Here is a 24001-nt window from a genome sequence, read left to right on the forward strand (position 1 = left end):
TCACTCTTCTTTATTGATCACATCAATACGGCAATTCAGTCTCACCGCACCTCACCTCTTCCCTTCCGTCACCCACACCCAGGAGTACCCATGCGACGCACCACCGCCCCCCGTACCGCCGTCTCCGTGGCCGCGCTCTGCACGCTAGGCGCCGTCACGCTCACCGCCTGCGGCGGCTCCGAGTCCGCGGAGGCCTCCTCCGGGTACAGCGGGGAGATCGGCGCGGTCGACCTCAGCGAGGTCTGCCCCGAGAAGGTCGTGGTCCAGACGGACTGGAACCCCGAGGCCGAGCACGGTCACGTCTACGAACTCCTCGGGCCGGATCCGACCATCGACGCCGGCGCCAAGTCGGTCTCCGGGCCGCTGTTCGCCTCCGGTGAGTACACCGGAGTGGACGTGGAGGTCCGGGCCGGCGGCCCCGCGATCGGGTTCCAGCAGGTCACCGCGCAGATGTACCAGGACACCGACATCATGCTCGGCTACGTGGACGCCGACCAGGCGGTCCAGAACTCGCTGAACAACCCCACCATCGGCGTCTTCGCACCGCTGGACATCAACCCGCAGATGATCATGTGGGACCCCGAGACCTACCCGGACGTCGAGACCGTCAGCGACCTCAAGGACGAGAACACGCGGGTCCTGTACTTCGAGGGCAACGCCTACATGGACTACCTCCTCGGCGAGGGCATCCTCGACCCCGCCCAGGTCGACGGCAGCTACGACGGTTCGCCCTCGAACTTCGTCGCCTCCGGCGGTGCGGTCGCCCAGCAGGGCTTCGCCAGCGCCGAGCCGTTCATCTACGAGAACGAGGTCGCCGAATGGGGCAAGCCGGTGAAGTACCAGCTGCTCCACGACCTGGGCTACCCGATCTACAAGTCGATGATGGCCGTGCGCAGCGCCGAGCTCGAGGACAGCGCGGCGTGCCTGGAGAAGCTGGTGCCCGTACTGCAGCAGGCCGAGGTCGAGTACTTCGAGGACCCGGCCCGCACCAACGCCGTGATCGTGGACGCCGTCGAGCAGTTCAACACCGGCTGGGTCTACAGCGCTGAGCTGGCCGACTTCGCCGTCGAGGCCATGCTCGAGCGCGAACTGGTGGGCAACGGACCCAACGCCACGATCGGTGACTTCGACGACGCGCGCCTCGCCGACATGGTGGCCAAGGTCAAGGGCGTCTACGAGGCCGCCGACGTCGCGATCGCCGAGGACGTCTCGCCCGAGACCGTCGCCACCAACCAGTTCATCGACCCGGCCATCGGGATGAACTGATCCGGCTCCTCAGCCCGGTTCACCCCTTCAATTCTCGCCGCCCCCGCACCCGATCGGAGCCCCTCGTGACCGCGACCTCCACCGCACCCGCCACACCCACCCCGCCCACCGGATCGCCCGGACCCACCGCAGATGTCGCCGGCCTGGTCGACGACCTGCTCGAGCTGCTCGGACCCGATGCCGTGCACACCGACGACCGCGCCCTGGACAAGGCGTCGGTGGACGGGTCCTACCTCAGCCCGATCCTGCGGGCCCAGTGGCCGATCGGGCGGCCCGAGGTGGTGTGTCGGCCGACGGAGGTGGACCAGGTGCCCACCGTGGTCCGAGCGGCTGTCCGCCATCGGGTGCCCATCACCTCCCGGGGCAAGGGCACCGGCAACTACGGCCAGGTGGTGCCGCTGCACGGCGGGCTGGTCCTGGATCTGACTGCGCTGCGCGGGGTCGACCACGTGGACACGGAGGCGGGTGTGGTCACCGCGGAGGCCGGGGTCCGCATGCTGACCCTCGAGAAGCGGCTGGCCTCCCACCATGACAGCCAGCTGTGGATGTACCCCTCCACCGTGCAGTCGACGCTCGGCGGGTTCCTCGCCGGCGGGTCGGCGGGCACCGGCACGATCGTGCACGGTCGCAACCACGAGGGGTTCGTCGAGGCGCTCGATGTGGTCTTCGCCCACGACGACGCCGAGATCGTGCACCTGGAGGGTGCCGACGCCCAGCCGTTCGTCCACACCTACGGGGTGGCCGGGATCATCGTGCGCGCCACGGTGCGGATCGAACCGTTGCAGGACTGGCGGTGCGTGTACGCCAGTTTCGACGACCACCACGACGCGTTCGCCGCTGTACGGCGTGTCCACCTCGTCGAGCCCGCGCCGCGCCTGTGCTCGGCGGACGGCGCCCACGTCTCCTCGTGCCTGCCCGCCGACGAGGCCATCCCCGCCGGCCGGGCGAGCCTGCGGGCGATCGTCGACGCTGCCGCGGTGGACGAGGTGCGGGCGATCATCGACGGTGCGGGGGGAGTGGTCGAGGCGGTCCGCACGGGCGTCAACGAGACGATCAAGGTCTCGACCCTGTCCTACAACCACCCCACCCACTGGCTGCAGAAGGCCGAGCCGGACACCTGGTTCCACATGGAGTGCCAGGGTGACGCCCTGGTGGAACGCCTCGACGAGGTGGAGGCCGTCTACGCGGGCGGGACCCTGCACCTGGAGGCGGGACACGGGCGGATGTTCGGGATGCTCAACGGTCACTACACCTCGCCGGAGGCCGCGTACGCGGGTGTGCCGGTGCTGGAGGAGCTGGGGGTGCGCGTGCACTCACCGCACCAGTACCGCGTGGACCACGGCACCGAGGCCGTCCGCGCGCTGGCTGCCCGCACCGACCCGTTCGGCCTGCTCAACCCCGGGCGGTGGGAGGCATGATCGGCCCGCAGCGGCGCTACGCCGAACTCACGACCGTCGAGGCGGGCCGGGTCGGAACCGGTGACCCCGTCGCCGTCATCCCGGCCGGGGCGATCGAACCCCACGGTCCGCACCTGCCGCTGGCAACCGACCTCCTGGTCGCCGAGCACGTGGCCGCCCATGCGGTGGCCGCCGCGGCGGAGGCGGACGTCGACGCCTGGCTCATGCCGGCGCTGGGATATACGAAGAGCGACGAACACGCCAACCTCGCCGGGGCGCTGTGGATCTCCGGGGAGACGCTGATGCGCGAGGTGATCGAGCTCGGCTCGGCACTGCGGGCCAGCGGGTTCACCCGGGTGCTGTTCGTCAACTGCCACGGCGGCAACTCGGCGCTGCTCGAGGTCGCGCTACGCGAACTGCGCCGCCGCTTCGGGCTGCGCACCTTCCTCTACGCCGGGCGTGCGGTCCCGGGCCCCACCGAACTGGGGATGGGCATCCACGCCGGGTGGGCGGAGACGTCGATGATGCTGCATCTGCACCCCGAGCTCGTCGACATGTCGGCGGCCGAGGCGAGGGTCCCGGCCGGGATCGCGGAGTGCCAGCACATCGGGTTCACCGGCCCCGTGAGGTTCGGCTGGCTGGCCGACGACCTGTCCGACACCGGGGTGATCGGCGACCCCACCGGGGCCGACCCCGAGACCGGGCGGCGGTTGGTGGCCGATCACGTGGACGCCGTGGCCGGGGCGCTGGCCGAGATCGCCGAGTTCGACCCGGCGCGCGGGGTGTCCGCCGCGGCCACCGTCACCGCCGCGGCCACCGTGATGGGAGGTGCACTGTGACCGCCGTCGAGATCTCCGTGGTCACCATGCCCGGCCCCGCCGATGACCCGCTGGAGGCGATGGTCGCGTGGCTGGCGATCGATCCGGCGGATCCGCCGCTGGGGGTCCTGGCCACGGTCGGCTCGGACGGGACCCCGCACTGTCGGCACCTGCTGGTCTCCGGGGCCACCACCGACGGGCCCACGTTCCACACCGATTCGCGGTCCCAGAAGGCCCTGGACCTGGCCTCCGACCCGCGCACGACGCTGGTCGTGGTGTCCGCCGACCGGACGCGGCAACTCACGGTCACCGGGGTGGCCGAGCCGACCGATCGGGACGAGCACCTGGCGAGCTACCACCTGCGCAGCGAGTACCTCAAGCTCCTGGCCTGGACCAACGACCAAGCGACGGCGGAACTCGCCCCGCCGGGCAGACGCCGGGTGTGGGCCGCGGCGGTGGAGCGGTTCGGCCCGTCGCCGGCGCAGCCGCCCGAGACGTGGCTGGGCATGCGACTGCGGCCAGAGTCCGTGACGTTCTGGGCCGCCGGACGCGACGAGCCGTCCCATCGGCGCCGCTTCGTGACGGACGGGCAGCGGTGGCGGGCCGAGGAACTTCCGGGCTGACACACGAGAGAACGAGAGAACCCATGATCACCTTCACCGACGCGCTGGTCCTGCCCGTGTCCGCGGACCCGGCCGCGCCCGCCTGGTTCCACGGCTGGGTCCACGTGGACGCCGCCGGCCTCATCGCCGGACTCGGGCCCGGCGACCCGCCGCCCGGCCTGCCGGGCGAAGTCCACGACCTCGGCGGCGCCATCCTCGCCCCCGGGTTCGTCTCCGCGCACAGCCACCTGTTCACCGCCGGGATGCGCGGCACCGCCCCCGACGACACGCTCTACGGCTGGGTGTCGACGCTGGGCGAGATGATGGTCGGGGCGGAGGCCGAGGACCTGTACTGGTTCACCCTCGCCGGCTGCCTGGACTTCCTGCGCAACGGTGTGACCAGCGCCTACAACTTCACCCAGAGCCGGGTCGTGGCGGTGTTCGACCACGCCTCCTCGACCCTGGTCGCCGAGCGGGTCCACGACATCGACTTCCTCACCCGGCAGATCGACGCCCAGGCCGACTCCGGGCTCCGCTGCGTCACCTCCACCCGCCTCGACGACGAGCAGCTGCCCGAGGCCGAGTGCTTCGACGCATTCGCCCACGTCACCGAGCACCGACTGCGCACCGTTCCCCGCGAGCTGGACCTGGGCGGGTCGGTGTTCGGATCCGTGCAGTGGTCGTCCTCGCCGGCCACGGCCGAGCGTGAACGCCACGCCATGGCCACCCACGGCGTGGGCAACCAGGCCCACTTCGTGGAGACCGCCGAGCACCTCGAGATACAGCGGGCCAAGTTCGACTGGTACGACCGCGCCGGGGTCCTGGGCCCCGACTTCGCGTTCGGCCACTTCGTCCACCCCACCGACCACATGGTCCGCCGGGTCGCGGAGACCGACTCCGCCGTGATCTGGCAGGCCACCTCCAACGGCCGGCTGGGCTCGGGCATCGCCGACATCACCCGGTACCGGGACGCGGGCATCCGCGTGGGGATGGGCCTGGACGACCAGTCCTGCACCGACGTGTCCGACCCGTTCCAGAACATGCGGATCGGCCTGTACACCCAGCGCGCCGTCCACTCCGACGCCGCGGTGCTGGCCGCCCGCGAGGTCCTGCACATGCACACCCTGGGGGCCGCGGAAGCCCTCGGCCTGTCCGACCGGGTGGGCAGCGTGGAGGTGGGAAAGCACGCGGACCTCGTCGTCGTCGACCCCACCAGGCCTGCGACCGGACCGATCTGGGACCCCGTCGCCACGTACGTCCTGGCGTGCTCGCTGCGCAATCTCACCCGCGTCTACGTGGGCGGACGCCTTGTCGCGGAGGGCGCGCGCAGCCTGCACCCGCTCGCCGACGAGGCCGACGCCCAGCTCACCGAGCGCATGATCCGCTCGGCCCGGGCGCGGGGGTTCGCGCCGGCGTTCACGCCGGGCCTGGTGCGGGCATGACCTCCGGAGCCGCGGCGGTGCTCATCGAGAACTGCGCGGTCGCGACCATGGGCGGGGCCGGGGCCGGGGCCGGGGCTGGGGACGGGGACTGCGTCGGCGCCGAGTACACCGCCGGCCACGTGCTGCTCGAAGGCGGCCGGATCACCGCGGTGGGGGAGGGGCCGTGCGATCCGGCGCTCGTTCCGGACGGCGCGGAACGTGTCGACGGCACGGGTTGTCTGGCCACCCCGGGCCTGATCAACACCCATCACCACCTGTACCAGTGGCTCACCCGGGGGCTCGCGGCCGACGCGACGCTCTTCGAGTGGCTCACCGCCTCGTACCCGGTGTGGGCGGGCATCGACGCCGACGACGTCCGCACCGCCGCGCTGGGCGGGCTCGCGCACCTGGCCCTCGGCGGCTGCACCACCACCACGGACCACCACTACGTGGTGCCCGCCGACGCCGGGGACGTGTTCGCCGCCGAGATCGAGGCGGCCGCCGCCGTCGGCCTGCGCTTCCACCCCGGCCGCGGGTCGATGGATCTGGGCCGCAGCTCGGGCGGGCTGCCGCCGGACTCGGTGGTGGAGGGCATCGACGCGGTCCTCGCTGGCACCGCCGACGTGATCGATCGGTTCCACGACGCGGGCCCCGACTCGATGTGCCGCATCGCCGTGGCGCCGTGCTCACCGTTCTCCGTGACCGGCGACCTGCTGCGCACCAGCGCCGAGCTCGCCCGCGAGCGGGGCGTGCGCCTGCACACCCATCTGGCCGAGACCGACGACGAAGAGGAATTCTGCCGCGAACGCTTCGGCAGCACGCCGATGGAGTACATGGAGTCGGTGGGCTGGGTGGGCCCGGACGTATGGTTCGCCCACACCGTGCACCTCGACGACCCGGCGATCGCCGCGATGGCCGCCGGCGGGATGGCGGCCGCGCACTGCCCCGTCTCCAACGGCCGCCTGGGCGCCGGCATCGCCCGCGTCCCGGACATGCTCGCCGCGGGGATCCCGGTGGGGCTGGGCGTGGACGGCTCGGCGAGCAACGAGTCGGGCGTGCTGTGGGAAGAGATGCACACCGCGCTCCTGCTCGCCCGCGCCACCCGCGGGCCCCGGGCGATGGACGTGCGGACGGCGCTGCGGATGGCCACCGTGGACGGTGCCCGCGCGCTCGGGCGGGAGGGTGAGATCGGGCGGCTGGCCGTCGGATACCAGGCCGATGTCGCGTTGTGGCGCCTGGACACCCCGGCCCACGCGGGGATCGACGACCCGGTGGCCGCGCTCGTCCTGGGGTCCCGCCCGCCGATGGCCGGGGTGTGGGTGCAGGGCCGCCGGGTGGTGGCAAACGGGCGCGTGCTCACCGTCGACACCGACGCCGTGGCCCGCGACGTGGTGGCCGCCCGCCGGCGGCTGCTGGCCCGGGCGGGGTGAGGGCGGTGGACCTGGTCAGCGTCACCGCACTCCACCGACCGCGCAGCCGGGGCGAGGCGCACGCGGCCCTGCTCGCCGGCGCCACGGCCCTGGCCGGCGGGACCGCCCTGCACGGGGAGGCGCACCTGCACCCGGCCGGCGCCGCGGCCCCGCCGGGGGAGACCACCCCGCTCACCGCGCTCGTGGACCTGCTCGACCTGCGCTGGCCCGACGTCGAACCGCTGCCCGACGGCGGACTGCGGGTCGCCGCTACCGCCACGCTGCGGACCGTGCTCGACCACCCGCTCACCGCGCCCCTGCGCCCGTTCCTCCACGACGCGTTCTCCTGCCTGCTCGCCTCGTGGAAGATCTGGGGCCGCGGCACCTGGGGAGGCAACCTCTGCGCAGCCCTGCCGGCCGGCGCCGGGACGGCCGCGGCCTGCACGCTCGACGCGACCACCGAGATCTGGACCCCCGACGGCGGCACCCGCACCGTCCCCGCCGCCGAGGTGGTGGTGGGTCCGGGTCGCACCTGCCTGGCCCCGGGCGAGATCCTGCGCGCGCTCGTCATCCCCGCGGCGGCGAGCCGGGCGCGCTACGCGGTCCGGCGGCACTCGCTGGTGCCCAGCGGCCGCTCCGGCTCGCTGGTCACCGGGCGACTGGACCCCGGCGGCCGTTGCACGCTCGTCGTGACCGCCGCCGTGCCCGCCCCGGAGGTGCTCACCTGGGACCGGCCCCCCACGCCCGACGAGGCCGAGGCCGCCGTGCGCGACCTGCCCCGCTGGCACGACGACCCCCAGGGCGACCCGGGCTGGCGGCGTCACGTGGCGGGAATCGCGGCCCTCGCCGTCGTCGCCGAACTCACCCACCCCATCTACCGGGAGGCACCATGCTGATCACCGTCGACGGACGCGCGCTGGAGACCGACCCGCGCCCCGGACAGTGCCTGCGGACGCTGCTGCGCGAGTCGGGGGTGCACGCGGTGAAGAAGGGCTGCGACACCGGCGACTGCGGCGCGTGTTCCGTGCTGGTCGACGGCGTGCCCACCCATTCCTGCGTGCTGCCCGCGCACCGCGCCGAGGGCGCCGACGTCCGCACCGCCGCCGGGGTGCCCGACGAGGTGCCGGCCGCGTTCGCCCGCGCCGCCGGGTTCCAGTGCGGGTTCTGCACGGCGGGGATGGTCACCACGGTCACCGGGCTGGGGCACGCGCCGTGCGCCCGGGACGGCGGGCCGGCGCCGAGGATCGCCGCCATGAAGGGCAACCTGTGCCGTTGCACGGGCTACCGGGCGGTCGAGGACGCCCTCGACGGCGCCCGGAATGCGTGCGCCGCCGGGGGGATCGGGAGCCCGGTCGCAGCCCCGGCCACCGAGCGCGTGGTGCGCGGCGCCGAACCCTTCACCCTGGACACCGACCTGACGGGCTGCGCGCATCTCGCGGTGCTCCGCTCCCCGCACGCGCACGCCCGCATCGTGTCGATCGACGCCTCCCGCGCCCTCGCGATGGACGGCGTGGTCGCCGTGCTCACCCACCACGACGACCCCGACGTCCTGTTCTCCACCGCCCGCCACCAGCGGCGTACCGACGATCCCGACGACACCCGCGTGCTCGACCCGGTCGTGCGCTACCACGGTCAGCGCGTGGCGGCGGTGGTCGCCGAGTCGGAGGCACTAGCCCGGCGTGCCTGCCAGCTGATCGAGGTGCGCTACGAGGTGTTGCCGTCGGTCCTCGACCCGCGGGCGGCGCGTGCTCCCGGAGCGCCGGCGATCCACGGCGACAAGGGGCCGGACTCCCGGATCGCCGACCCCGCGCGCAACGTGGTGGCCGACTGGTCCGGCGAGGTGGGCGACGTCGACGCCGGGATCGCCCGCGCGGCGCACACGGTGACCGGCACGTGGAGCACCTCGCGGGTCCAGCACACGCACCTGGAGACCCACGCGGTGATCGTGCGGCACGTCGACGGCGGGCCCCGGGTCGGTGGGTCGCTCGACATCCGCTCCTCTACCCAGGTGCCGTTTCTCGTGCGCGACGAGTTGGCGTGGATCTTCGGCCTCGACCGCGATGAGCTGCGAGTCCACGCCGCGCGGGTGGGCGGCGGGTTCGGCGCCAAGCAGGAGATGATCGTCGAGGACCTGGCCGTGCTCGCGGCCCTGCGCACCGGCCGCGACGTGGTGTGGGAGTACTCGCGCGCGGAGCAGTTCACCTCCGCCACCGTGCGCCACCCGTACCGCACCACCGTCACCGTGGCCTGCGACGACGACGGCCGGCTCACCGCTCTCGAGCTGGACGTGCTGTCCGACGCCGGCGCCTACGGGGGCCACTCCGCGGGCGTGATGTTCCACTCCATCACCGAGTCCGTGGAGCTGTACCGCTGCCCGGCCAAGCGGGTGACCGCCGAGGCCGTCTACACGACCACCGTGCCGTCGGGGGCCTTCCGCGGGTACGGGCTGGGGGAGGTGGGGTTCGCCCTGGAGAGCGCGCTGGACGAACTCGCCGACGCCGCCGGGCTGGACCCCGTGGAGCTGCGGCGGCGCAACGTGGTGCGCCCGGGTGACGCGTTGGTGAGCTCCGCGGGCGACGACGACGAGCTGGCCCTGTCCTCCTACGGAGTCGACCACTGCCTGGACCTGGTGGCAGGTGCCCTGGCCTCCGGTCGCGGGGAGACCGCGCCGCCCGGGTGGGCGGAGGGGACCGGGATCGCGCTGTGCATGATCGCCACCAATCCGCCCGGGGGGCACCACGGTTCGGCCCGCGTCGAGATCACCGCCGACGGCACCGTGCACGCCTACGTGGGCACGGCCGAGTTCGGCAACGGCACCGCGACCGTGCACACCCAGATCGTCGCCGAGGCGCTGGGCGTGCCGTCCGACTCGGTGGTCCTGCACGCCTCCGACACCGCCCTGCTCACCCACGACACCGGCGCGTTCGGCTCGGCCGGCACCGTGGTCGGTGGGCGCGCCCTGCACCGCGCGGCGACCCGGGTCGCCGAGCTGCTCCGCGCCGGAGCCCACCTGCCGGCGTCCGCCGAGGGGTGCGCCGACGGGCTGGGTCGGCAGGCCGCGTTCACCGTGCAGGGCGTGCGGGTGGCCGTGTGCCCCGACACCGGGACGGTGAAGGTCCTGCACAGCGTCCACGCCGTCGACGCCGGGCGGGTCCTCAACCCGCAGCAACTGCGGGGACAGGTGGAGGGCGGCGTCGCCCAGGCCCTCGGGGCGGCGCTGTACGAGCAGGTGATGCTCGACGAGACCGGCGCGGTCACCAACGCGACCCTGCGGCACTACCACCCACCCCGCATGGGCGACGTCCCGCGCACCGAGGTGTTCTTCGCCGACACCGTCGAGCCCGAGGGCGTCCTGGGCGCCAAGTCCATGTCCGAGGCCCCGTACTGCCCGGTCGCCGCGGCCGTGGGGATCGCCGTCCGGCGGGCCACCGGCGTGCGGCAGGACCTCATCCCCCTGACCCCGGACCTGGTGTGGATGAGGTCGTTCGCGCGTCGCGACGGCCGGGCTCTCACGGCGACGGGCCAGGCGTGAGCGCGCGGGTGTTGCGGGTGACCGGTGCCTCGGCGGTCTGGTCGCCGGGGCTCGAGTCGGCGGACGTCTCCACGGTGGAGTGCGTGGACGGGCGGATCGCCGCCGCGCCGGACGATGCTGCCGCCGCGCCCGACGGCGCTGCCGTGGTCGAGACCCTCGACGCCGACGGCGGCGTCGTCACCCCGGGCCTGGTCAACGCCCACCATCACCTGCTGCAGAGCGCGTTCCGCACCCTGCCCGGGACCCGCGGGGTGGAGATGGCCGTGTGGCTGGCCCGGATGCGCGAGGCCTACGTCGCCGCGCGGGTCGACGATGAGCTGGTCGAACTGTCCGCCCGCGTGGCGCTGGCCGAGTCACTGCTGTGCGGCGTCACCACCGTGGCCGACCACCACCTCACCTGGCCGGCGGGCGCGGACCCCATGCAGATCGCCGGTGCTGCGTACGCCGGCGCGCAGGCGCTGGGATCGCGACTGGCCTTCGTCCGCGGCACCGCCGGAGACGACCCGGATGCCGCAGCGGCGTCGGTCGAGGCGATCCACGCTGCGCACCTGCCCGGCGCGTCCGGCGGGACCACCGCCGACGGGATGCGCCAGCTGGCCGTGGGGCCGTCGGGTGTGCACGCAGACGGGCCCGCGACCTTCGCCGCCATGGGGGAGGTCGCGCGCCGGCTCGGTCTGCGGCGGCGCACCCAGGCCAACGAGCAGGTCGACGTGGCCCGGGCCGCCGAACTGTACGGCCGTCGCCCCCTGGACCTGCTGGAGGAGTGGGGCTGGCTCGCCCCCGACGTCACCCTCGCCCACCTCTGCGACATCACCGACCCCGAGATCGCGTCGATCGCCGGGAGCGGGGTCACCGCGACCCATGCCCCGGCCTGCGATCTTCCGATGGGGTGGGGCGTGGCGCCGGTGGCCCGACTGCGCGACGCCGGGGTGACCGTGGGACTCGGGACCTCGGGCGGTGGCAGCAACGACGCCGGACACCTCCTGGCCGACGCGCGCCTGGCGATACAGGTCGCCCCGCTCGCCGGTAGGCCTCTGGACGCGCTCGAGGTGCTGGAGATGATCACCGCCGGCGGCGCCGACGGCCTGGGGCGCCCCGAATTGGGCCGGCTCACCCCGGGGTCGGCGGCGGATCTGGTGGTGTGGGACGTCAGCGGGGTCGCGGACGCCGGCGTCGCGGATCCGATCCGAGGACTGTTGTGGGCCGCACCCGGGCGCCGGCCCCGCCACGTGGTGGTGGGCGGCCAGGTGGTGGTGCGGGACTTCGAGCTCGTCACCGCCGACGAGCGGGCCCTGGCCGCGGATCTGCGCGAGCAGTGCGCCCGGCGGGGCATCGGACGCTGACCGGCGCTGACCTGGGGTGCCCTGCAGGCCCGGTGCAGGGCGCCGCAGGTCAGAGCGTCGGAGAGCCCCGCGCCTCAGGATCCGCGGTAGGTGCTGTACCCGAACGGCGACAGGATCAGCGGCACGTGGTGGTGCGCGGCCGGGTCCGTCACCTCGAAGCACACCACCGCCTCCGGGTAGAAGCCGCTCACTCCGGCGGCCCGGTGATAGTCGCCCGTGTCGAAGGCCAGTCGGTACACCCCGGCCCCGACCTCGACCTGCGCCAGATCGGGGCCCCGGCCGTCGACGTCGGTGACCCCGGAGGCGAGGTCAGTGCCAGCGGAGTCGGTGAGCCGGTAGCCCAGGCCGACCGCCGGGGTGCCGGTGGCGGTGTCCAGGGCGTGGGTGCTCAGCGACATCAGAGGGCTCCGGTCTCGAGCAGTCGGTCCAGCCGCAGGGCGTTGATGGCGGCCAGGTGGTCACGGGTGGTCGCGAGCTCCTCTGCCGGGGTGAGGTCGATCCGCCGGTCGAGTTCGGCCACGATGTCCCGGGCCGACAGCCCGGTCGCGCACACGAGGAACGCGTGGCCGAAGTGCTCGGCGTGCCGACGTTGCCCCTCGGCGAGCCGGCGCGCGAGCTCGGCGTCCGCGGTGGCGGCTGCGCTCTGCTCCCGCGCCGAGGCCTGACCGACCTCCCGGGGCGCGCCCGTGTCTGCGCCGCCGCCCGCGCCGCCCGAGCCCGCGCCGATCGGCGGATGCGCGTCGACCGCGGCCAGCACCTCGGCGTCTTTCTGCTCGTCGAGCACCCGCCGGGCCGCCGCATGTAGCGCGTCGCGGGAGCCGTACGGCCGCCCCTCCAACACCGCGCGCGCCCAGGTCTTCGACCCGGAGAGTTCGGTCAGGACCGGCATCAGTTCCTCTGCGCGCGCGGCATCGAATCCGCTCACGGCGGGATCGACGGTCTCGGCAGAATCAGAGGAAACGGGGGGTGTGGTGGTCTCGGGCACGGGCTCATCATCGCAGCGGCAGGGGCCCGGAACACCGCCGACGCGGCAGTCGTAACACGGCGTAACAATCGGCCCCGGCGCCCTGACCTGCGGTGCCCTGCACGCCGCCCGCAGGGCACCGCAGGTCAGGGGCTCGCGCGGCGAGGGCGCGGCGAGGGCACGGCGGGAGGAAGGGCCGGACCGGAGGCAAGTAACACTGCCGACACACAACGTCGCTAGCGTTCAGAAGCGTCGACGCGCCGTCGCCCGAGCACGAGAGGACCCCAGGATGAAGCTCACCCCCCGCGAGTTGGACAAGCTCACCCTGTTCACCGCGGCCGAGGTCGCGCGCCGCAGGCTCGAGCGCGGGGTGCTGCTCAACGTCCCCGAGGCCACCGCGCTCATCTCGTGGGAGATCGTCGAGCACGCCCGCGACGGCCGCACGGTCGCCGAGTGCATGGACCTCGGTCGGCAGGTGCTCGACGCCGGCCGGGTGATGGACGGCGTGGTCGAGCGGCTGGCGATGATCCAGGTCGAGGCCACGTTCCCCGACGGGACCAAGCTCGTCACCGTGCACGACCCCATCGGGCCGGTGGAGCAGAGCGCGTGAGCGGCCACGGGCACGGCGACGCCCACGGGCACGGCGACGCCCACGAACACAGCCACGGGCACACCGACCCGGCGACCGCCCGGATCGTCCTCGCGTTGGGCCCGGAGTCCGAGCAGATGCCGGACCTGGACATCCCCGCCGCACGGCCGGGCCGCGACCTGGCCGACCTGGTGGAGGAGCAGGCGCGAAGGCCCGGGGGACCGGATTCGGCGGGAGAGGGTGCCGGTGTCGTCGTCGTCCCCATGACGTTCGGCCGCGCGCCCGCGATGGTCGCCGACTGCTCCCGGACGTTGCGCGACGTCCGGGGCAGCACCGACCGCGCACGGCTCGCCCCGGGCTCCGCTGGTTCCATGGGCCCGGTGGCATTGGCCGCTCCGCTCGGCGACGCGACCATGCTCGTCACCCGCCTGCGCGCGGTGATCCGGCGGCACGGCGCGGTGTGCTCGGCGCTTCTGGTGAGCCGCGCGATCGACCCGTTCGCCGACGCCGAGCTGTACCGCCTCGCCCGGCTCGCGCGGCAGTACGGGCAGCCCGGGCTGGTCGAGGTGGCGTTCCACGGCGGCGACGAACCCGACCCCGACCTCCCCGAGGGGCTCGAGCGCGTCCACGCCCTCGGTGGCCGACGGCCGGTGGTGGTCTCGGCGACCCTCGCCCCCGCGCCGGTCACCGGACTCGACCTGCCCGGCGAGGGCGAGTACCTGTTCGGCCCGGCCGTGCTGCGCAGCGTGATCGACACCCGCGTCCGCGAGGCCGTGCACCGGCTCGACCACGGCGACGACGGCATCGACGCCGCCCTCGACGCCGAGGACGGCCACGGTTACGCCCACTCGCACGTCGCCGCCGACGGCACCGTCTACACCCACTCCCACTAGCCGCCCCAGCCACTACACCCCGACCTCACCCCACCCCGACGACCCCAGGAGCCACATATGTCCGGTTCGGTGCACTACCTCTACGGCGACGGGGACATCGAGCTGGGCGCCGGCCGCGCGACCCTCGAGGTGCGCGTGACCAACACCGGCGACCGCGCCGTCCAGGTGGGTTCGCACTATCACTTCTTCGAGGCCAACCGGGAGCTGCGCTTCGACCGGATCGCGGCGTACGGGCGGCACCTGGCGATCGGCGCGGGCCTGGCGGTGCGCTTCGAACCGGGCCAGACGCGGACGGTGCGACTGGTCGACTTCGCGGGCGAGCGCGTGTGCCACGGGTTCTCCGGGTTGGTCGACGGCCCGCTCGACGACCCGGCCGTGCGCGAGCGCGCGCTGGAGCGGATGGTCGCCGGGGGGTTCCTGCACAGCGGCGGGGGCGGCGACAGCCCTGACAACAACGACGACGACGAGGTCGCGCCCGCCCCGGACGCTGTGCCCGCAGCCGAGGGCCCGCCGACCGTGCTCTCGCGCGCCACCTATACCGATATCTACGGACCCACGGTCGGCGACCGACTTCAGTTGGCCGACACCGACCTGGTGATCGAGATCGCCACCGACCACAACGCGGTGACCACCGACGGCAGCAGCGGCTACGGCGACGAGGCCGTCTACGGCGGCGGCAAGGCGATCCGCGACGGGATGGCGCAGGACCCGGCGGGCACGCGGGCGTCGGGCGCGTTGGACCTGGTGATCACGGGCGCGATCATCGTCGACGCGGTGCTCGGTGTGGTCAAGGGCGACATCGGTGTGCGCGACGGGCGGATCGTGGCCGTGGGCAAGGCAGGCAACCCGCACCTGCAGGACGGGGTGCATCCGGAGCTGGTGATCGGGCCCGGCACCGAGGTGGTGGCGGGTGAGCACAAGATCGTCACCGCCGGCGGCGTGGACACCCACATCCACTACATCGCGCCACAGCAGGTCGAGGAAGCCTTGAGCAACGGCGTGACCACCCTGTTCGGCGGCGGCACCGGCCCCGCCGAGGGCACCAAGGGCACCACCTGCACCCCGGGCGCGTGGAACATCGGGCGGATGCTGCAGGCCGCCGACGGGCTGCCGGTGAACATCGGGGTGCTGGGCAAGGGCAACACGTCGCAGCCGGAGTCGGCGGTCGAGCAGATCGTGGCCGGCGCGGCGGGGTTGAAGATCCACGAGGACTGGGGGACCACGCCCGCGGCGATCCGCTGCGTGCAGGAGGTCGCGGACTCCTACGACGTGCAGGTCGCGATTCACACCGACACCCTCAACGAGTCGGGCTTCTACGAGGACACGCGTGCCGCGTTCGGCGATTCCACCATCCACACGTTCCACTCCGAGGGCGCAGGCGGCGGCCACGCCCCCGACATCCTGCGGGTGTGCGGCGAGCCCAACGTCCTGCCCGCCTCGACCAACCCGACGCTGCCGTACACCGTGAACTCGGTGGACGAACTGCTGGACATGGTCATGGTGTGCCACCACCTGTCGCACGACATCCCGGAGGACGTGAGCTTCGCCGACTCCCGCGTGCGCGCCGAGACGATCGCCGCCGAGACCGTCCTGCACGACGAGGGGATCATCTCGATCTTCTCGTCGGACTCGCAGGCCATGGGCCGGATCGGGGAGTCGTGGCAGCGCGCGTTCCAGACCGCCCACCACTGCCGCGTCGAGCGGGGCCCGCTGCCGGAGGACAGCGACCGCAACGACAACGAGCGCGTCCTGCGCTACGTCGCCAAGATGACCATCAACCCCGCCATCGCCGCGGGCATCGCCGACCACCTCGGCTCGATCGAACCCGGCAAGCTCGCCGATCTCGTGTTGTGGCCGGTCGACTCGTTTGCCGCCAAGCCGTCGTTGATCATCAAGGGCGGGATGATCGTGTGGGCGCCGATGGGCGATCCCAACGCGTCGCTGCCCACGCCGCAGCCGGTGATCTACCGCCCGATGTTCGGCGCGTACGGCGGGGCGCTGCAGTCCACGCGGGTGACGTTCCTGTCCGCCGCCGCGATCGAGGCCGGCGTGCCCGAGGAGCTGGGCCTGACCTCGCCGTGCCTGCCCGTGCGTGGCTGCCGGGGGATCGGCAAGAAGGACATGGTCCGCAACGACCGCTGCCCGACGATCGAGGTGGATCCCGAGACCTACGTGGTGACCGTCGACGGCGAGCCCGCCACCATTGCCCCCGCCACCACGTTGCCGCTGGCCCAGCTCCACTACCTCGCGTGATGACCGACCACGACGACCACCACGACCACGACGACCACGACGACCACGACGACGAGGGCCGCCGCGTCCCGGATGGTGTGCCGGATGCGGGTCGTGCCGAACTGGCGACTCTGCTGTTAGCGCTGCAGTTCACCGACTCCTCGTTCCCCTCGGGCATGTACACGCTCTCGCACGGGCTCGAGGGGCTCCGGCAGTTGGGCGCTGTGGAGGGAGGCGCTGTCAAGGGCGGCGCCGGGGCCGGGGCGCGGTCCGTGGCCGAGGCCGTGCACGGGATCCTGCGGTATTCCGCTGGCCCGGCCGAGGCGACCGCGCTGGCCCTCGCCTGGGCGGCGACCCACGAGCTCGCCCCGCCGCCGGCCGCCAATCCTGCTTGCACTGACACTGCTGCTCTGCTCGCCGCGCTGACCCGCATCGACCGGCGGCTGCACGCCACCCGCTTGACCCGCGAGTTCCGCGACGGCGCCACCCGCACCGGCAAACAGGTGCTCGACCTGGCCGCCGAGCTACTCGACGACCCGGTGGTGTCCGCATGGAACGACCACGTCCGGGCCCGCCGGTCGCCGGGGTCGCAGTCGGTGGTCATGGGCGTGGTCTACGCCCGCGGCGGGCTGAGCCGGCGGGAGGCCGTGGCCGCAGACCTCACAGCGTTGGTCATCAGCCTGTCCGGCGCCGCGCTGCGACTACGACTGGCCGATCACCGCACCGCGCAGGCGCTGGTGCGCGGGGCGGCTCCGGTGATCGCCGAGGTCGCCGACGCCGCGGTGGGCCGGTCGCTGGAGGAACTCGGCGGGTTCGCGCCAGTGCTGGACCTGGCGTCCTGCCACCACGAACGCGCCGACGCCCGGCTGTTCGCCTCGTGACCCGGCCTCCACCCTCCTGACCGGAGTACCTGCGTACCCGGTAGCGCTCTGACCTGGGGTGCCCTGAACGTGCGCTGCAGGGCATCGCAGGTCAGGGCGGATCCCGCCGAGGGCAGGGCCGCGCTGCGTACGCCGCGCAACACTGCCGAAACACGGCTGCACTAGCGTTCGTTGCATGGCAGAGGCACAGCAGGTGTTGCGGATCGGGATCGGTGGGCCGGTGGGCTCAGGCAAGACCGCTCTCATCGAGGCGCTGGTCCCAGAGTTGATCGCCCGGGGACGCACCCCGGCCGTCATCACCAACGACATCTACACGCAGGAGGACGCCGAGCACGTCCGCCGCACCCTGGCCGGAGTCCTCGATCCCGCCCGGGTGGTGGGCGTGGAGACAGGCTCGTGCCCGCACACCGCCGTGCGCGACGACCCCACCATGAACCTCGCGGTGGGGGCGGAGATGCTCGAGGACCACCCGGACGTCGACACCCTCATCTACGAGTCCGGCGGCGACAATCTCACCCTGACGTTCTCGCCGGCACTGGTCGACCTGTTCGTCTTCGTCCTGGACACCGCCGAAGGCGAGAAGATGCCCCGCAAGCGCGGGCCCGGCATCACCGAGTGCGACCTGCTGGTGATCAACAAGATCGACATCGCCCAGTACGTGCGCTGCGATCTGGGAATCATGTCCTCGGACGCTGACCGCGTCCGCTCGGGCAAGCCCGTCGCGCTCACCGACTGCCTCTCCGGGACCGGCATCGCCGAGGTGCTCGACTACTTCGAGTCCCGCCGGGTGGAACTGCTGCCCGCACGGTGAGCGACCGGCTGACCCGGGCCGCCGACCCGGGGTTCGTGTGGCCCGCCGTCGCCGCCGGACCGCAGTCCGGGCCCGGCGCGCTGCCCGTCGGCTCGCCCGGCAAGGTCGGCGTGCTGGACCTGGCCTTCCGCCGGGACGGCCGCGGCCGCACGGTACTGGCCGAACGGTTCCAGAAGTCGCCGCTGCAGGTGATGCGGTCGCTGTACATCGACCCGGTCCTCCGCGAGATGCCGACGGTGTACGTGATGTCGACCGGCGGCGGGATCGTCGGCGGCGACCGGCTGGACATGGAGGTCCGTCTGGCCGAGGGCGCGCAGGCGCTGGTCACCACGCAGGCCGCGAACCGGGTGCACCGGATGGACGTCGGCTACGCCACGCAGACCGTCTCCCTGACGCTGGGCGAGGGCGCGGTGTGCGAGTGGCTGCCGGACCCGCTCATTCCGTACGGCGGCAGCAGGTTCCAGCAGCGGCTGCGGGCCGAGGTGCCCGAGGACGCCGTGCTCATCGCCGGCGACGTCCTCACCGCCGGACGCGTGGCCCGCGGGGAGAGCTGGGACGTGGCCGCCTACGTCTCGGCCGTGGAGATCTCCCGCCCCGACGGCACCCTGCTCGCCGTGGACACCACCCACATCACTCGCGACGAGGCCGGCCACCCGCTGGTCACAGGAGACGCCGACGCGATCGGGACCCTGTTCGTCGTGGCGCCCGGCCCGGCGGAGGAGCTCGCGGCGGTCATGCGCGACGCGGCCGAGGCGATCGGGTCCGCGACCCCGAACTCGGATGGCCTTGATGCGGTGCGGTGCGGGGTGAGCACCCTGCCCGACGGCTGCGGCGCCTGGCTGCGGGTGCTCGGCCGCGGGCAGGAGAACGTGGAGGCAGCGGTGCGCGCGGTCTGGTCCGCCGCGCGAGTGCATCTCCTCGGTGCGCCGGCGCCGGACCTGCGCAAGAGCTGAGAGCCGGGCCGGCCCCGAGAGACGACGGCCGCCGCCCAGCCCGCCGACGCCCAGGTATGCGCCCTCTATGGACCGTTCCGCCAGCACATCCCGCGCGTACGCGTACATAGAGGCATCACAAGCCGAAGGGGACGCGTAACCCCGCGCAGGAGCGGCGTGCGGGCTCAGCCGGCCGCGCCCGCGCACTTGTATCGCGGGGTGGACGAGAAACACAGCGTTCACACAACGCCGGTAGAGGCAACGGTGGCGAAACACCGGCGACTCAGCTGACTCACATCATGTCCTTACCTTTATCCACATCGCGCTTCGAGCCCCGCAGCCCGCGGGAGCACTCGACAGCCGGTCAGTGAAGGTCAGGTCAACCACGTGAACTCCACCTCCATCTCCTCTGGGAAGACAGCTCGCGCGAGCCAGACGCCGCGCTCGATCCGCACCCGGCGTGCACTGGCCACCGCCGGCCTCGTGATCCTGGGTGCGGGTGCGCTCACCGCCTGCGGAAGCCGGACCGGCGACACCGCCGCGGCCGCCGCCGAGTCCTGCGTGGACACCTCCGGCGACACGATCAAGGTGGGCTCGTTGCATTCGCTGTCGGGCACCATGGCCATCTCCGAGAAGACCGTGCGTCACTCGGTGGCGCTGGCGATCGAGCAGATCAACGCCGAGGGCGGGGTGCTGGGCAAGCAGATCGAACCCGTGGTGGAGGACGGCGCCTCCGACCCGGCCGTGTTCGCGGAGAAGGCGCAGAAGCTCATCACCAGTGACTGCGTGGCCGCGATCTTCGGCGGCTGGACCTCGTCCTCCCGCAAGGCGATGCTGCCCGTGGTCGAGGACGCCAACGCGTTGCTCTACTACCCGGTGCAGTACGAGGGCCTCGAGGCGTCGGAGAACATCTTCTACACCGGCGCCACCACCAACCAGCAGATCGTCCCCGCCCTGGAGTACCTCAAGGAGCAGGGCGTGGAGTCCATGTACCTCGTGGGCTCGGACTACGTCTTCCCGCAGACCGCCAATCGCGTCATCAAGGCGTGGGCCGAGGCCAACGAGGTCGAGATCCTCGGCGAGGACTACACCCCGCTCGGCTCGACCGACTTCTCGACCATCGTCAACAAGGTGCGCACCGCCAACCCGGACGCCGTGTTCAACACGCTCAACGGCGACTCCAACGTGGCGTTCTTCCGCGAGTACTCCAACGCCGGCCTGTCCGCCGAGGACACCCCGGTGGTGAGCGTGTCGATCGCCGAGGAGGAGGTCCAGGGCATCGGCGCCGCGAATATTGACGGCCAGCTGACCTCGTGGAACTACTACCAGACGATCGACTCGCCGGAGAACACCGCGTTCGTCGACGCGTTCAAGGCGAAGTACGGCGCGAACCGCGTCACCTCCGATCCGATGGAAGCCGCGTACACGTCGGTCTACCTGTGGAAGAACACGGTCGAGAAGGCGGACTCCTTCGCCGTCGACGCCATCCAGGACGCCGCCGACGGCGTCAGCTTCGACGCCCCCGAGGGCACCGTCACCATCAACGGCGAGAACAACCACATCTCCAAGACCGCGATCGTCGGCGAGATCCGCCCCGACGGCCTGATCTACGAGGTGTGGAGCTCCGGCGAGGCGATCGAGCCCGACCCGTTCCTCGAGTCCTACGACTGGGCCGGCGACCTGTCCGGGAACTGACGCCCGACCGTCAGCCCGGATCACCCAGCCCCGCCCACCCCGCCCGACCCACCCCGCTCCCGGCCCGTCAGTCGGGAGCGGGGGAGGGGGAGGGCGGGACCCGGAGAAAGGAGCCGATGTGGACATCCTCATCGGACAACTCGCGACCGGATTGAGCATCGGCTCCATCCTCCTGCTCGCCGCCCTCGGCCTGAGCCTGACGTTCGGCCAGATGGGCGTCATCAACATGGCCCACGGCGAGTTCATCATGGCCGGCTGCTACACCGCCTACGTCGTCCAGCAGATCACCGCCGCCTCTGGGATGAGCCTGCTGTTGTCCCTGGCCCTGGGTTTCGTCGTCGGCGGCCTGCTCGGCGTGCTGCTCGAGGTGACGCTCATCCGGCGCCTCTACGCCCGTCCACTGGACACCCTGCTCGTCACGTTCGGTGTGGGCCTGGTCCTGCAGCAGATCGCCCGAGACATCTGGGGCGCGCCGGCCGTCAACGTGGCGGTGCCGGAGTTCCTGCGCGGCAGCGTCGAACTGCTCGGTGCGTCGGTGCCTCTGACTCGCGTGTTCATCTTCGTCCTGGCGATCACCTGCGTCGCCGCGGTCATGGCCGCGATGAAGTTCACGCCCATGGGCCGCCGCATCCGGGCGGTCACGCTCAACCGTGACCTCGCCGAGTCGTCGGGCATCAGCTCCCGCCGCACCGACATCACCACGTTCTTCATCGGCTCCGGCCTGGCCGGCGTCGCCGGGGTGGCGCTCACGCTCATAGGCTCAACGAGCCCGACGATCGGCCAGTCGTATCTCATCGACGCGTTCCTCGTGGTGGTCGTGGGTGGTCTCGGCCAGCTGCGGGGCGCCGTGATCGCGGCGTTCGCGCTCGGGGTCCTGCACTCGTTCTTCGAGTACTCCACCACCGCGTCGGTGGCCAAGGTGCTCGTGTTTGTCGCCATCATCATCTTCCTGCAGGTGCGCCCGCAGGGCCTGTTCGCCGTCAAGACCAGGAGCCTGGCATGACCAAGACCATCTCCGTCACCCGAGCGGCTGGCGGCGCCGACTCCGCCGACTCCGCTGCCACCACCGCCCCCGATCCCGCGGCCTCGCCGCCCCGGCGCACCCGCGCCCGACGCCTGCTCACCGGCGACGCCGAGCGGCCACGGTGGATGTTCTGGGCCGCGCTCGCGGTGGCCGCGCTGATCATCTTCGGCCTCGCGCCCGCGCTGCTCAGCGACTTCCGGCTGAGCCTGCTGGCCAAGTTCTTCTGCTACGCGATCGTCGCCAGTGGCATCGGTCTGGCGTGGGGGCGCGGCGGCATGCTGACCCTCGGCCAGGGCGTGTACTTCGGCGTGGGCGCCTACGCGATGGCGATGTTCCTCAAGATCTCCGACGCCCGCGACCGCGGAGGCGCCGACGCGCTGCCCGACTTCATGCAGATCGCCGGGATGCGCGAGATGCCCGGGTACTGGGTGCCGTTCGCCTCGCCCGGGTTCACGCTCGCGGTGATCCTGCTGGTCCCGCCGCTGCTGGCGTTCGGGTTCGGCTACCTGGTATTCAACCGCAAGGTCAAGGGCGCCTACTTCGCGATCCTCTCGCAGGCCCTGGCGGCGGCCGCCGCGATCTTCCTCGTGAGCCGGCCGGAGCTGGGCGGGTCCAACGGGCTCAACCGCTTCACCGGGTTCTTCGGGTTCGCGCTGTCCGACCCGGCCAACCGGCGGATGCTGTACTTCCTCGCCGGCGGCGCGCTGCTTCTCGTGGTGCTGCTGGTGCGCCAGCTCATGAATTCCCGGTTCGGCGAGTTGCTCGTGGCCGTCCGCGACCAGGAGGAGCGCGTGCGGTTCCTCGGCTACGACCCGGCGATGGTCAAGTCGTTCGCCTACGCCGTGGCCGCCTTCGCCGCGGGGCTCGCCGGGGCGCTGTTCGTGCCGATCGTGGGGATCATCTCGCCGTCGGCGATCGGTATCGCGCCCTCGATCGCGTTCCTCATCGGCGTCGCGATCGGCGGCCGCGCCACCCTGCTCGGCCCGGTGCTCGGCGCGATCGGGGTGGCGTGGGCGCAGACCGCGTTCTCCGAGGCCTACCCGTCGCAGTGGACCTACCTGCAGGGCATCTTGTTCATCGTGGTGGTGGGGTTCCTGCCCGGCGGCCTGGCGTCGCTGTTCGTGATGCGACGTCCCCGCGCGAAGGGCACCCCCGCAATGACAACGACAACGACGACGACAACGACGACGACGAGCGCCGCCACCTCTGACCGGCCCGCCACTACCGGCACCGCTGAACCTTCCGGTCCCGCCGCCAACACCGCTGCCGCTTCCCCCGAGGAGTCCCGATGACCCCGTCCACCGCCTTCGGCATCGGTGCCGCGCTGTCCGCCGGCACCCTGACCGGTGCCGAGATCGGCCTGCCCGGCTCCGCCGCCCGCGCGTCCGCCCGCACTCGCTCCGGTGAAGGAGGCGCAGGCACCTACCTCGAGGTCCGCGACCTGACGGTGACGTTCGACGGATTCAAGGCCGTGGACGGTGTCGACCTCACCCTGATCCAGGGCGACCTGCGCTTCCTCATCGGCCCGAACGGCGCCGGCAAGACGACCGTCGTCGACGCGATCACCGGGCTCGTGCCCGCCACCGGCACCGTCGACAAGTCCGGCCAGCCGGTGCTGGGGCTCAAGACGCACAAGATCGCCAAGATGGGCATCGGCCGCACGTTCCAGACGGCGTCGGTGTTCGAGGACCTCACCGTCGAGCAGAACCTCGACATCGCCGCCGGCGCCCGCCGCGGCCCGCTCACCCTGCTGCGGCGCCGCCACGGCCGGGAGGACAAGGTGACCGAGGCGCTGGAGACCATCGGGCTCGAGCACCTGGCCGGCACCAAAGCCGGGGTGCTGGCGCACGGGCAGAAGCAGTGGCTGGAGATCGGCATGCTGCTGGTGCAGGACTCCGACGTCATGCTGCTCGACGAGCCCGTCGCCGGGATGGGCGCCGAGGAGCGGCAGGCCACCGGGGAACTGCTGCAGCGGATCGCCGCCGACCGCACCGTCGTGGTGGTGGAGCACGACATGGATTTCATGCGGGCCTTCGCCACCACCGTCACCGTCCTGGCCGCGGGCAAGGTGCTCGCCGAGGGCACCGTCGCCGAGATCCAGGCCGACCCCAAGGTGCAGCAGGTCTACCTGGGCACCGCCGCCGCGACCGGCACCGAGCTGGCAGACGAGACCGAGGAGACCCCACGATGAC

The 24001-nt window shown here is 72.6% G+C and carries 21 protein-coding genes; 19 read left to right on the forward strand and 2 right to left on the reverse strand.

Going from position 1 to position 24001, the window contains the following annotated elements:
* The first annotated feature begins 90 nt into the window (after positions 1-90).
* From G6R20_RS10895 to G6R20_RS10935, 9 genes are all read left to right on the forward strand, one after another.
* A complete protein-coding gene (locus G6R20_RS10895; RefSeq protein WP_154829866.1) occupies positions 91-1266 on the forward strand; it encodes an ABC transporter substrate-binding protein in 1176 nt (391 codons plus the stop codon).
* 65 nt (positions 1267-1331) lie between these two features.
* Positions 1332-2684 (forward strand): FAD-binding oxidoreductase, encoded by a 1353-nt coding sequence (locus tag G6R20_RS10900; RefSeq protein WP_163376391.1) that lies wholly within the window; start codon positions 1332-1334, stop codon positions 2682-2684.
* On the forward strand, positions 2681-3502 hold the full coding sequence (locus G6R20_RS10905; RefSeq protein WP_163376392.1) for a creatininase family protein: 822 nt from the start codon (positions 2681-2683) through the stop codon (positions 3500-3502). Before G6R20_RS10900 ends, G6R20_RS10905 begins: the two co-directional genes overlap by 4 nt.
* The gene (locus G6R20_RS10910; RefSeq protein WP_163376393.1) at positions 3499-4104 is read left to right on the forward strand and encodes a pyridoxamine 5'-phosphate oxidase family protein; all 606 of its coding nucleotides are present in this window, start codon (positions 3499-3501) and stop codon (positions 4102-4104) included. Before G6R20_RS10905 ends, G6R20_RS10910 begins: the two co-directional genes overlap by 4 nt.
* A 23-nt stretch (positions 4105-4127) precedes the next feature.
* Positions 4128-5525: an amidohydrolase family protein gene (locus tag G6R20_RS10915; RefSeq protein ID WP_163376394.1), complete on the forward strand. Its 1398-nt coding sequence runs from the start codon at positions 4128-4130 to the stop codon at positions 5523-5525.
* Entirely contained in the window at positions 5522-6934 is a 1413-nt protein-coding gene (locus G6R20_RS10920; protein WP_163376395.1) for an 8-oxoguanine deaminase, read from the forward strand. The genes G6R20_RS10915 and G6R20_RS10920 overlap by 4 nt, the downstream gene beginning before the upstream one ends.
* Before the next feature lie 5 nt (positions 6935-6939).
* Complete coding sequence (locus tag G6R20_RS10925) at positions 6940-7809, forward strand: FAD binding domain-containing protein (RefSeq protein ID WP_067713669.1); 870 nt, start codon at positions 6940-6942, stop codon at positions 7807-7809.
* Positions 7803-10445: a molybdopterin cofactor-binding domain-containing protein gene (locus tag G6R20_RS10930; RefSeq protein ID WP_163376396.1), complete on the forward strand. Its 2643-nt coding sequence runs from the start codon at positions 7803-7805 to the stop codon at positions 10443-10445. The genes G6R20_RS10925 and G6R20_RS10930 overlap by 7 nt, the downstream gene beginning before the upstream one ends.
* A complete protein-coding gene (locus G6R20_RS10935) occupies positions 10442-11788 on the forward strand; it encodes an amidohydrolase family protein (RefSeq protein ID WP_205475819.1) in 1347 nt (448 codons plus the stop codon). The genes G6R20_RS10930 and G6R20_RS10935 overlap by 4 nt, the downstream gene beginning before the upstream one ends.
* A 74-nt stretch (positions 11789-11862) precedes the next feature.
* On the opposite strand, the gene uraH is transcribed toward G6R20_RS10935, so the two are convergent.
* Positions 11863-12186, reverse strand: coding sequence for a hydroxyisourate hydrolase (uraH, locus tag G6R20_RS10940; RefSeq protein WP_163376397.1), 324 nt, complete (start codon positions 12184-12186; stop codon positions 11863-11865).
* Positions 12186-12713, reverse strand: a complete 528-nt coding sequence (locus tag G6R20_RS10945) for a 2-oxo-4-hydroxy-4-carboxy-5-ureidoimidazoline decarboxylase (RefSeq protein ID WP_143337742.1) — start codon at positions 12711-12713, stop codon at positions 12186-12188. The genes uraH and G6R20_RS10945 overlap by 1 nt, the downstream gene beginning before the upstream one ends.
* A gap of 328 nt (positions 12714-13041) precedes the next feature.
* Between G6R20_RS10945 and G6R20_RS10950 the strand changes: the two genes are divergently transcribed.
* The 10 genes from G6R20_RS10950 to urtD all read left to right on the forward strand — a co-directional run bounded on the left by G6R20_RS10950 (position 13042) and on the right by urtD (position 24000).
* Entirely contained in the window at positions 13042-13362 is a 321-nt protein-coding gene (locus G6R20_RS10950) for an urease subunit gamma (RefSeq protein ID WP_067713537.1), read from the forward strand.
* Positions 13359-14234, forward strand: a complete 876-nt coding sequence (locus G6R20_RS10955) for a cobalamin biosynthesis protein CbiX (RefSeq protein ID WP_163376398.1) — start codon at positions 13359-13361, stop codon at positions 14232-14234. Before G6R20_RS10950 ends, G6R20_RS10955 begins: the two co-directional genes overlap by 4 nt.
* Positions 14235-14291: 57 nt before the next feature.
* Positions 14292-16487 carry an urease subunit alpha gene (ureC, locus tag G6R20_RS10960; RefSeq protein ID WP_163376399.1) on the forward strand — a complete coding sequence of 732 codons (2196 nt, stop codon included), beginning with the start codon at positions 14292-14294 and terminating at the stop codon, positions 16485-16487.
* A complete protein-coding gene (locus G6R20_RS10965; protein ID WP_163376457.1) occupies positions 16487-17347 on the forward strand; it encodes an urease accessory UreF family protein in 861 nt (286 codons plus the stop codon). The genes ureC and G6R20_RS10965 overlap by 1 nt, the downstream gene beginning before the upstream one ends.
* Positions 17348-17522: 175 nt before the next feature.
* The gene (gene ureG / locus G6R20_RS10970; RefSeq protein WP_061228858.1) at positions 17523-18158 is read left to right on the forward strand and encodes an urease accessory protein UreG; all 636 of its coding nucleotides are present in this window, start codon (positions 17523-17525) and stop codon (positions 18156-18158) included.
* Positions 18155-19111, forward strand: a complete 957-nt coding sequence (locus G6R20_RS10975; RefSeq protein ID WP_240341401.1) for an urease accessory protein UreD — start codon at positions 18155-18157, stop codon at positions 19109-19111. The genes ureG and G6R20_RS10975 overlap by 4 nt, the downstream gene beginning before the upstream one ends.
* 444 nt (positions 19112-19555) lie before the next feature.
* The gene (gene urtA, locus G6R20_RS10980) at positions 19556-20785 is read left to right on the forward strand and encodes an urea ABC transporter substrate-binding protein (RefSeq protein ID WP_205475837.1); all 1230 of its coding nucleotides are present in this window, start codon (positions 19556-19558) and stop codon (positions 20783-20785) included.
* Between the two features lie 118 nt (positions 20786-20903).
* A complete protein-coding gene (gene urtB, locus G6R20_RS10985; RefSeq protein ID WP_061228856.1) occupies positions 20904-21788 on the forward strand; it encodes an urea ABC transporter permease subunit UrtB in 885 nt (294 codons plus the stop codon).
* Between the two features lie 146 nt (positions 21789-21934).
* Entirely contained in the window at positions 21935-23101 is a 1167-nt protein-coding gene (gene urtC / locus G6R20_RS10990) for an urea ABC transporter permease subunit UrtC (protein ID WP_163376460.1), read from the forward strand.
* Positions 23098-24000 carry an urea ABC transporter ATP-binding protein UrtD gene (urtD, locus tag G6R20_RS10995; protein WP_132063624.1) on the forward strand — a complete coding sequence of 301 codons (903 nt, stop codon included), beginning with the start codon at positions 23098-23100 and terminating at the stop codon, positions 23998-24000. Before urtC ends, urtD begins: the two co-directional genes overlap by 4 nt.
* The last annotated feature ends 1 nt before the right edge of the window (position 24001 follow it).

Source organism: Dietzia sp. Alg238-R159, assembly GCF_900537145.1.
Classification (GTDB): domain Bacteria; phylum Actinomycetota; class Actinomycetes; order Mycobacteriales; family Mycobacteriaceae; genus Dietzia; species Dietzia kunjamensis.

What these genes read in the sequence shown, in the direction of transcription:
- G6R20_RS10895 (WP_154829866.1), top strand. Translation starts at nt 91, where the DNA reads ATGCGACGCACCACCGCCCCCCGTACCGCCGTCTCCGTGGCCGCGCTC.
- G6R20_RS10905 (WP_163376392.1), top strand. Translation starts at nt 2,681, where the DNA reads ATGATCGGCCCGCAGCGGCGCTACGCCGAACTCACGACCGTCGAGGCG.
- G6R20_RS10915 (WP_163376394.1), top strand. Translation starts at nt 4,128, where the DNA reads ATGATCACCTTCACCGACGCGCTGGTCCTGCCCGTGTCCGCGGACCCG.
- G6R20_RS10920 (WP_163376395.1), top strand. Translation starts at nt 5,522, where the DNA reads ATGACCTCCGGAGCCGCGGCGGTGCTCATCGAGAACTGCGCGGTCGCG.
- G6R20_RS10930 (WP_163376396.1), top strand. Translation starts at nt 7,803, where the DNA reads ATGCTGATCACCGTCGACGGACGCGCGCTGGAGACCGACCCGCGCCCC.
- uraH (WP_163376397.1), bottom strand. Translation starts at nt 12,186, where the DNA reads ATGTCGCTGAGCACCCACGCCCTGGACACCGCCACCGGCACCCCGGCG.
- G6R20_RS10950 (WP_067713537.1), top strand. Translation starts at nt 13,042, where the DNA reads ATGAAGCTCACCCCCCGCGAGTTGGACAAGCTCACCCTGTTCACCGCG.
- ureC (WP_163376399.1), top strand. Translation starts at nt 14,292, where the DNA reads ATGTCCGGTTCGGTGCACTACCTCTACGGCGACGGGGACATCGAGCTG.
- G6R20_RS10965 (WP_163376457.1), top strand. Translation starts at nt 16,487, where the DNA reads ATGACCGACCACGACGACCACCACGACCACGACGACCACGACGACCAC.
- ureG (WP_061228858.1), top strand. Translation starts at nt 17,523, where the DNA reads ATGGCAGAGGCACAGCAGGTGTTGCGGATCGGGATCGGTGGGCCGGTG.
- urtC (WP_163376460.1), top strand. Translation starts at nt 21,935, where the DNA reads ATGTTCTGGGCCGCGCTCGCGGTGGCCGCGCTGATCATCTTCGGCCTC.
- urtD (WP_132063624.1), top strand. Translation starts at nt 23,098, where the DNA reads ATGACCCCGTCCACCGCCTTCGGCATCGGTGCCGCGCTGTCCGCCGGC.